This window comes from Ruegeria sp. YTSA168 (assembly GCF_059610045.1).
Window position 1 is genome coordinate 1 of record NZ_JBXWMW010000026.1, and the last position, 9,007, is coordinate 9,007.

Consider the following 9,007-nt stretch of genomic DNA (forward strand, 5'->3'; position numbering starts at 1 on the left):
GTTGCAGGTGATATGGGCACGACCAAGCGCCTTCTCGGTCGCGTTGCCCTTGACGCCTTTAGGGCGCAGGTCGACCAGCACCACATGGGTGTCGGTGCCGTGGGTCACCGTGTCCAGACCGCCCTTGATCAGTTGATCCGACAGCGCTTGTGCGTTGGTCACGACCTGCTGGATGTAGCCTTTGAACTCAGGACGCAGCGCCTCACCAAAGGCCACGGCCTTGCCTGCGATGACGTGCATCAGCGGGCCGCCCTGAATGCCGGGGAAGATGGCCGAGTTCACTTTCTTGGCGATCGCCTCGTCATTAGTCAGGATCATACCCCCACGCGGACCGCGCAGGGTCTTGTGCGTGGTGGTCGTCGCCACATGTGCATGCGGGAACGGGCTGGGGTGTTCGCCTGCCGCAACCAGACCGGCGAAATGTGCCATGTCCACGTGTAGGTAAGCACCGACCATATCCGCGATCTCGCGCATGCGGGCAAAGTCGATCTGGCGCGGGATGGCGGAACCACCTGCGATGATCAACTTGGGGCTATGCTCTTTCGCCAGCGCCTCGACCTGATCGTAGTCCAGCATGTTGTCCTGTTTGTGCACGCCGTATTGCACGGCGTTGAACCATTTGCCCGACTGGTTTGGGCGCGCACCGTGGGTCAGGTGACCACCGGCATCCAGCGACATACCCAGAATGTTGTCGCCGGGCTGAATCAGCGCCTGAAACACACCCTGGTTCGCTTGCGAGCCTGAATTCGGCTGAACATTGGCAAACTCACATCCGAACAGCTGCTTGGCGCGGTCGATGGCCAGGTTTTCGGCGATATCGACGAACTGGCAGCCGCCATAGTACCGGCGACCGGGATAGCCTTCGGCGTATTTGTTGGTCATCACCGAGCCCTGTGCCTGCATCACGGCGGCAGAGACGATGTTCTCGGACGCGATCAGCTCGATCTCGTCACGCTGGCGGCCCAGCTCGGATGTGATCGAGCCGAACAGTTCGGGGTCACGGTCGGACAGGGACTGAGTGAAGAATCCATGGGTGCGTTGCGGGGCATTCACTTTAAAATCTCCTGAATTAGTTACCCGGTCCAGCCAAGACCAGCGGAAATGGCGTTCATGGATTGCAGCAGGGGCACGGGAACCGACCCTGCCTGCGGTTCGTTTCGGGCTTGTTGCAGCAGTTCGACTTGCAATGCGTGAATGCGGGCCAACTCGGCCCGTTTTCGGTCAAACCGCTCACAAAGACGGGGAAAGCGATGACCGATGGTCTGACCACCGGTTAGAAACTGCACGGCGCTGCAGGCGCTATCGTATTCCGTCTTGATCGCCTGCGAGACGCGCTGGCGGGTCTCGGTATCGGGGACCAATTCGCCGTATTGCGCGGCGATATCCATATCCGCCTGATAGAGTGATTTCTCCATCTCATCGACGGCGAGGCGAAACAGGCGGGAGCTTTGAAACATATCCTGTAGAACGTCATCGCCGCGCGCGCCTCGGAACTTGCGAAAGCTGGTCATGGCGGCGCCAAACCCGTACCAACCGGTGATCAGGTGGCGGTTCTGCGACCATGCAAAGACCCATGGAATGGCCCGTAGATCATCCAGACTGGCTGCGCCGAAGCGGCGGGTTGGCCGAGACCCGATTTTCAGGCGAGCAAGCTCCTCAACAGGACTGGCCTGCTGGAAATAGTCCAGAAAACCCTGCATCTGCAAAAGCGAAACATAGGCTGTCTGTGACAGTTCCGACAAGGCATCCAGCGCGTCATCAAACTCGGGCCGTGAAGGCGCTTCGCTGGGGTTGGCCGTATGGCGTAGTGTACTTGAAAGCAGCAGTTCCAGATGCGCCGCAGCTGTACCGCGGTTGGCATATTTGGTCGAAACCACCTCCCCCTGTTCGGTTACCCGCAGCCGCCCTGCAATTGTTCCGCTGGGCTGCGCCGCGATGGCGCGTCCTGTAGGTGCGCCGCCCCGGCTGACCGAGCCGCCGCGGCCGTGGAAAAAAGTAGCTTTGAAGCCTTGCGAGGCCAGTGCCGACACGATCCGGCGTTGGGCGCGCTCCAGTTCCCATGTCGAACAGAAATAGCCGCCATCCTTGCCGCTGTCCGAATATCCCAGCATCACCTCGATAACCTTACCACCGGTCTTGAGGCTGCGGCGTGCCAGCGGGACATCCAAAACACCCAGCAAGATCGCCGGAGCGTTGCGCAGATCGGCAATCGTCTCAAACAGCGGAACCACCGAAATATCCAGTGTTTCGGACCCGAACCCGGCATAACGGGCCAGCAGGTAGACGCCGAGAATATCATCGGCAGAACGGGTCATGGACAGGATGAACGGGCCGATTGCCTTGGGATCTGGCCCTGATCGCACGCTGTGGACCAGCGCCAGAAGGGCGAGCAATTCCTGTGCCTGATCGCTCAGTGCGTCGCGGCTTTGATAAGGCAGGTTCTGATCCGCCAGTTCGGTTCGCAAACGGGCAGACCATTCGGCCGTGCCATAGTCTGGAGCCTGGCTGGATTGTGACCAGATTTCGGCCAGAACATCGGTTGTGACGGTCGAATTCTGACGGATATCCAACGTTGTGGTTCGGAACCCAAAAACCGTCGCAGCTCGGCGCAGGGGGCGGATATGTCGTCGCGCCAGAATATCGGCATTGACCGCGCATAATGCGTTATCAAGCGCGTCAAGATCGCTCACGAATTGTGAGATATGATCATAGCTGCCATCTGTCAGCTTATGGCGAATGGCGTTGAGAGCTTGCCGGAACGGTTCGTTCTGATTGCGATCAGCGTTCGGTGCGCGGTCGATAATTTCCTTTACACACGCCCTGTTTGGTTCGGGCAGGGGCAATATGAGGGCACTGATGCTCAACCTGCTTGCAGCCCGATCAATAGCTTGACGATAAAGATCCAGAACCGTTTCTCGCCCGCGTTTCAGAGCCAGTGCGGTCATCTCGGCCGTGACATTCGGGTTGCCGTCCCGGTCGCCGCCGATCCAGCTGTGAAAGTGGATATTGGGTGTTGCGCTTAGCGTCTGGTCCAGCACATGCAGGCAAGCCTGATCGAAACGGTCCATGACCTGAGGGACAGCGTCAAAGATTGCATCGCGGAAGAATTGCAGCCCCCATTCGATCTCGTCATGCAGGCTTGGCCGCGACAGGCGGAGTTCACCGGTCAGCCACAAAAGATCTATCTCGCCTTCCAGATCATTCAGCAATTCTGCGCGTTCGGTCGGGGTCCAGCGTTGCGTCTCAAGACTGACAAGGTTGCGGTAAATCCGCCGGTGAATTTCCAGAACGGTAACCCGCTTTGCCTCGGTTGGATGGGCAGTCAGGGTGGGACCGGCACATAGATCAGTGGTCAGCTTTTCCGCCTGGCTGCCTGTCAACGGCAGGCCGGACAACACCTCGGCAAACCCACCTTCTACGGCTTCGGTGCCGCTTCGGGTTTCGGTCAGGCGACGGTCCCGTACTTCGGCGTTTTCATCGATGATGCGCAGCAGTTGGAACCAGATCGACAGGGCCTGCAAATAGGGCGTTGCCTCGGGTCCGGTGGGGATGGGTTGCGGCGGCATGGCCTCGGCCCAGGTCGCTACATGGGGCGCCCGTTTCAGCAATATGTTCCGCCACAGCGCACGCAGTTCAAGGCGCAGCTCTTCGGCATAACTCGAAGGGTCCGGGGTAGGCTGAATATTCCGGGCCAGCGCTTGCATCAGATCACCTGATCCCGCGGGGTGCGGCCTGCAAAAAAGTCGCTCAGGTTGTCGAGAACGCGGAACCCCATGGCTTCGCGGGATTCGCGCGTGGCGCTGCCCAGATGGGGCAACATCACCAGATTGTCGCATTGCAACAGGTCCGGGCTGATCCGTGGTTCGCCGTCAAAGACATCCAGTGCAGCGCCGCCAATCGTGTCGAACATCAGCGATTGTACCAAGGCGTGCTCGTCCACAACTTCGCCGCGTGCGGTGTTTATAAGGAATGCTTCAGGCTTCATCAGGTCGAGCCTGCGCCCGTTGATCAGGTGCCGGTTTGCTGATCCTCCGGGGCAGTGCAGCGAGACAAAATCACATTGTGGCAGCAAATCATCGACCGTTTCGACCTGCGTTGCGTTGAACTGCTTGAGAACGTCAGTTGGCACTTTACTGCGGTTCTGGACCAGAATTTTCATCCCAAAGCCGTGATGCGCGCGTCGTGCCATTTCCTGCCCGATGCGACCAAATCCGATGATACCAAGCGTCTTGCCGCTGACCTTCGTGCCGACAAGGTGGGTCGGACGCCAACCGGACCAGTTTCCTGCGCGCAGCTCACGTTCGCCTTCGCCGGCGCGGCGGGCAACCATCAGCAGCAATGTCATAGCCAGATCGGCTGTACACTCGGACAGAACATCCGGCGTATTGGTCACAGTCATCCCAAGGCTACGCGCCAAAGGTTCGCAGATATGGCTGTATCCCACTCCATAATTGGCAAGGATTTTGGTTTGTGCTGCAGGTATGTCCAGCGCTTCGGCGCTCAGCGTGTCGGTGACCGTGGGCAAAACCGCGTCATAGTGTTTTAGCGCATTGCGAATCTCCGCCGGGGACATGGGCTTGTCCCCGGTGTTCAGTGCCACGTTATAGGTTTCGGCCAGTTGCGCCTCGACGGCGGCAGGCCAGCGACGGGTAACAAGGACCGAAGGCTTAACCATCACGCAGCCTTTCCTATAACACGGGCGATTGTTTCGCCTATGACCGCCGGATTTTCGGCCACGGTCACGCCTGCGGCCGAAAGGATTTCAACCTTCTCAGAGGCGCTTTCACCAAAGGCCGAGATGATCGCGCCTGCATGACCCATGGTCCGCCCCTTTGGTGCGGTCAGACCGGCGACATAGGCAATAACTGGCTTGGTGACGTGATCGCGGATATACTCGGCAGCCTCGGCTTCCTGCGGGCCACCGATCTCGCCGATCATGGCAATGACCTCGGTGTCTTCGTCCCATTCAAACCGTTCGAGAATATCACGAAACGACGACCCGTTGATCGGATCACCGCCGATCCCGACACTGGTCGACACGCCAATGCCGCGCTCTTTTAGTTGCGCTGCAGCCTCATAGCCAAGTGTGCCCGAACGGCCAATGATGCCGACATTGCCGGGCAGATAGATATGGCCGGGCATGATCCCCAACAGAGCTTTGCCGGGGCTGATCGTTCCGGCACAGTTCGGACCAGTCAGCACCATGCGCTTGTCCTTGGGATAGCGATACATGTAGCGTTTGACGCGGATCATGTCCTGAGCCGGAATGCCGTCGGTGATGCAAACGCAATAGCGAATACCCGCATCTGCGGCTTCCATGATCGAATCCGCCGCAAACGGGGGCGGGACAAACACAAGACTCGCATCCGCGCCGGTGGCTTCGACAGCCTGTTTGACGGTGTCAAATACGGGCACACCCTCTACGGTTTCGCCGCCTTTTCCGGGAACGACGCCGCCGACTACATTGGTGCCATATTCTAGCATGTCCTTGGTATGAAAGCGCGCCATGCGTCCAGTGATACCTTGCACGATAACGCGCGTGTCGCGGTCGAGAAGAATGCTCATTATACAGCCCTCACCTTGGTGTTTTGGGTCAGATCGTTCTGCCAAGCGCCAACCGCCCGTTCAGCAGCTTCCATAAGAGTCGTGGCCCGAATAATCGGAAGGCCAGATTTGGCGAGTATCTTTTGGCCTTCTTCGACATTCGTCCCGGCAAGACGTACAATAACGGGGAGGTCGATTTCCAACTCGCGCAAGGCCTGCACGACCCCTTCGGCAACCCAGTCGCAGCGGTTGATACCGGCAAAGATGTTGACCAGTACGGCCTGAACGTTCTTGTCGGACAGCACCAGACGGAAGGCTTTTGCCACTCGTTCCGGCGAGGCGCCGCCGCCAATATCGAGGAAGTTCGCAGGCTCTCCACCGGCAAGTTTGATCGTGTCCATCGTGGCCATTGCCAGCCCGGCACCGTTCACGATACAGCCGATATTGCCCTCGAGGCCCACATAGGACAGCCCCCGATCCGCCGCGCGGCTTTCACGTGGGTCTTCCTGGCTTTTGTCGCGTAGTTCCGAAATTTGCGGATGGCGAAACAGCGCGTTGTCATCAAAGCTCATCTTCGCGTCCAGCGCCAGGACGCGGTCGTCCCCGGTGACGACCAGAGGATTTATTTCAACCATGGTCGCATCCAATTCGCTGAAGGCAGCATAGCAACCTTGCAATGTCCGGACCATTTGCTGAATCAAACGGGCTTCTAAGCCCAGGTTGAACGCGATTTCGCGCGCCTGAAACTCTTGCAATCCAACAGCGGGTTCCACGATCGAGCGCACGATGCTGTCAGGACGTTCGGCGGAAATCTCTTCAATCTCCATTCCACCTTCTGACGAGGCTACGATCATGACCCGCTGGCTGGAGCGGTCCAGAACAAAACCCAGATAGATCTCACGATCGATCGGCACGGCGGATTCGACATAGACACGATAGATGCCCTTGCCCTCAGGCCCGGTCTGATGGGTCACCAGCTTGCGACCGAACATATCGTCGCAGGCCTCTTGGATCTCGTTTTCGCTGTTACACAATTTGACGCCGCCTGCCTTGCCGCGGCCTCCGGCATGGACCTGGGCCTTTACGATCCACTTGTCGCCGCCCAATTCGCGCGCGCGGTACGCGGCCTGTTCGGGGCTGTAGGCCAGCGCTCCCGAAGGGATCGCGACGCCAAAGTTTGAAAGAACCTCTTTCGCTTGGTATTCATGAATGTCCATCTGCAATCCTCCCGTTCATGCAGTGCGGTTACGCAGCGATCGACGTGCCGTATCGGCTTTCGAGCAGCGCCTCGATTTCTTCAAAATTAACCTCGCCGCCCAGTTCTCGTATGGCTTCGGCAAACAGGCGCACGATCCGGCTGACGGCTTTTCGGTTCAACTGATTGAGGATGCCGATGCGGACCTGCACCGGTGCGCTGAGCGTCGGCCAGACGCCGAACCCGCGCGCCCGGCAATTCTGCACCAGTTCCATCTCGCGCCCGGCTAGTTCCGGCGGCAGGTTGAGGACCAGGAGGCTGGGCATATCCGAAGTCACTTCGCATCCCATTGCGGTTACGGCGTCACGCAGCACCTTTTCATGCGTGCGGTACGAGCCCGATCGCTTTGCCAATCCTTCAGTCAGCGTCAGACGAAGGGATTCATGGAAGGCGGCCACAGCGTAGCCGGAATGGGTGCGGTGATAGGTACCTTTCTCGACGTCCTGCCCATCGACGATTCCCCAATGACGGGCCTCGAAAATGGGATTGTGGACATAGCTGTAGGCACCTGTTGATTTCAGGCTGTCGATGTATTCGTCGGAAAAGCTGACCGGCGCATAGGTCAATGGCAAGCAGCACAGACCTTTTTGCGGGCAAGAGGCCCAGCCAGCGATGCCCGGATAGTCGTCGATCCGGAAATCCTCGACACCCAAAGACGAAACGGCATCGATCAGACCCATTGCGCCGTGACGTTCACAGGCATCCGAGAACCCGCGAAGATCATTGATACGACCTGAACCCGTTTCCCAATGCGCCATGAACGCCCATTTAGGCTTCTGCTGGGCCAGTGCGGCCTCGACCATTTCTCCGGTCACCGATTGGCCATGCGGTACGTCGATGACGGTGACACTGGCTGCCTGCGGGTCCAGAGGATTGGCGGCGTGCTCTTCCCGCGTTGCCGCCTTGATGCGAAGTGTCAGCGTGTCGATGCCTGAAAAGGTGCCGTTGTTAAATGCAACAACCTTGTCGCCGGGCATGACGGCCGAGAACATGGTGTCCAGTGCGCTCCAGCCGGTGCCTGCGACTGCGAAGGTATATGTATTCGAAGTGCCCCAGATCTCGCGCAGCATGTGTTTGCATTCGACCATGCCGCGCAGAACATCGCCCTGCATGTGATCCGCAACTCCGGCGTTGGAGAAGGCCTTCAGAACGCGAGCGTCGGTGTTACCTGGCCCCGGACCAGCAGCCAGCGTCTCAGGGATTTCGAGCGTGGGGTAAATCTGGAAAGTCATTCGATCCTCCTTGATCGTCGGGGTGTCGACCACGCCCAAATATCGTGTTGTGGATCAGAAAAGCGTTGCTTGCTTCATCGCGCAACGTAATTTACTACTGCTTTGGTACTTCCAATCAGATGGAAAGAAACCTACCCGTTTTGGCAAGAATGCCGATGTATACCAAGATAATCCCTATACTAATGGGTAGTAAATCGGAAATTTGGATGTAAAAACAATGTCAGGCCCTTCACAGCAACCGATTGACGTTATGCTTGCCGACAACAATCCGCTTGTGTTGTCGGCCATGTCAGAGATTTTTGAACGCGATCCGCGATTCTCTCTGGTTGCTACATCTGCAACCGCCGAAGGCTTCTTGGGCGCGGTCATGAGAGTACCGGTAAAGGTCTGCGTGATTGCCTGGAGTTTGCCGGTTCTAGGTGCAGCCAAACTGATCGAAGTTATGCGTGAACAGGAAAACGCGCCCCGATTTGTCGTTTATGGCGATGAAGCGGGGGAAGTCCCGCGCCTCGCAATGCAGGCTGGCGCAGCGGGGTTCGCTTCGCGGTCGGGTGAGGCTGAGCGCCTGTTGGAAACCTGCGCAGACGTAGCGGCTGGCAAAATGGTATTCCCATTCATCGACGTTCGAAAAATGCAGAGAGACCCGATCCATACCCTGTCACGTAAAGAGCGCATCATACTTGAAGCACTGGCCAAGGGCTTGTCGAACCGCGATCTTTCGAAAGACCTGCAAATCTCAACCAACACTGTCAAGTTTCACCTGTCCAATATATACGAAAAGCTCTCAGTCAAAAATCGGGCGCAAGCGATTGCATTCTATTACTCTTCTGGCGCAGCCTCAGATTAGTTGAATTGCATCAATAACCGAGTGTGTACAATCGAACGCGCAATGCCTGCGTGTAATTTTCAATTATGTGAAGTCTTCACATCCACACCCTGATACAGTGCGAAGAGGGGCGCCGCCGGCCTGGTTCAC

Annotated in this window: 7 protein-coding genes; 1 reads left to right on the forward strand and 6 read right to left on the reverse strand. The window is 57.9% G+C overall.

Translation table 11 applies throughout. The annotated features are described in order from the left end of the window. From glyA to AC2FFE_RS20705, 6 genes are all read right to left on the reverse strand, one after another. The coding region (gene glyA, locus AC2FFE_RS20680; protein WP_496847587.1) for a serine hydroxymethyltransferase at positions 1-1,053 on the reverse strand (1,053 nt) is incomplete at its 3' end. A 20-nt stretch (positions 1,054-1,073) separates the two neighbouring features. Then, positions 1,074-3,704 (reverse strand): phosphoenolpyruvate carboxylase, encoded by a 2,631-nt coding sequence (locus AC2FFE_RS20685; RefSeq protein ID WP_496847589.1) that lies wholly within the window; start codon positions 3,702-3,704, stop codon positions 1,074-1,076. Continuing rightward, complete coding sequence (locus AC2FFE_RS20690) at positions 3,704-4,675, reverse strand: 2-hydroxyacid dehydrogenase (RefSeq protein WP_496847591.1); 972 nt, start codon at positions 4,673-4,675, stop codon at positions 3,704-3,706. Before AC2FFE_RS20690 ends, AC2FFE_RS20685 begins: the two co-directional genes overlap by 1 nt. After that, positions 4,675-5,565 carry a succinate--CoA ligase subunit alpha gene (sucD, locus tag AC2FFE_RS20695; protein ID WP_496847593.1) on the reverse strand — a complete coding sequence of 297 codons (891 nt, stop codon included), beginning with the start codon at positions 5,563-5,565 and terminating at the stop codon, positions 4,675-4,677. Before sucD ends, AC2FFE_RS20690 begins: the two co-directional genes overlap by 1 nt. Then, complete coding sequence (locus AC2FFE_RS20700) at positions 5,565-6,761, reverse strand: malate--CoA ligase subunit beta (RefSeq protein ID WP_496821074.1); 1,197 nt, start codon at positions 6,759-6,761, stop codon at positions 5,565-5,567. The genes sucD and AC2FFE_RS20700 overlap by 1 nt, the downstream gene beginning before the upstream one ends. 28 nt (positions 6,762-6,789) lie before the next feature. Further along, on the reverse strand, positions 6,790-8,031 hold the full coding sequence (locus AC2FFE_RS20705) for a pyridoxal-phosphate-dependent aminotransferase family protein (protein WP_496847594.1): 1,242 nt from the start codon (positions 8,029-8,031) through the stop codon (positions 6,790-6,792). 217 nt (positions 8,032-8,248) lie between these two features. Here AC2FFE_RS20705 and AC2FFE_RS20710 point away from each other — a divergent pair, with 217 nt between their 5' ends. Next, positions 8,249-8,878, forward strand: a complete 630-nt coding sequence (locus AC2FFE_RS20710) for a LuxR C-terminal-related transcriptional regulator (protein WP_496821076.1) — start codon at positions 8,249-8,251, stop codon at positions 8,876-8,878. Positions 8,879-9,007: the final 129 nt, after the last annotated feature.

What these genes read in the sequence shown, in the direction of transcription:
- AC2FFE_RS20685 (WP_496847589.1), bottom strand. Translation starts at nt 3,704, where the DNA reads ATGCAAGCGCTGGCCCGGAATATTCAGCCTACCCCGGACCCTTCGAGT.
- AC2FFE_RS20690 (WP_496847591.1), bottom strand. Translation starts at nt 4,675, where the DNA reads ATGGTTAAGCCTTCGGTCCTTGTTACCCGTCGCTGGCCTGCCGCCGTC.
- sucD (WP_496847593.1), bottom strand. Translation starts at nt 5,565, where the DNA reads ATGAGCATTCTTCTCGACCGCGACACGCGCGTTATCGTGCAAGGTATC.
- AC2FFE_RS20700 (WP_496821074.1), bottom strand. Translation starts at nt 6,761, where the DNA reads ATGGACATTCATGAATACCAAGCGAAAGAGGTTCTTTCAAACTTTGGC.
- AC2FFE_RS20705 (WP_496847594.1), bottom strand. Translation starts at nt 8,031, where the DNA reads ATGACTTTCCAGATTTACCCCACGCTCGAAATCCCTGAGACGCTGGCT.
- AC2FFE_RS20710 (WP_496821076.1), top strand. Translation starts at nt 8,249, where the DNA reads ATGTCAGGCCCTTCACAGCAACCGATTGACGTTATGCTTGCCGACAAC.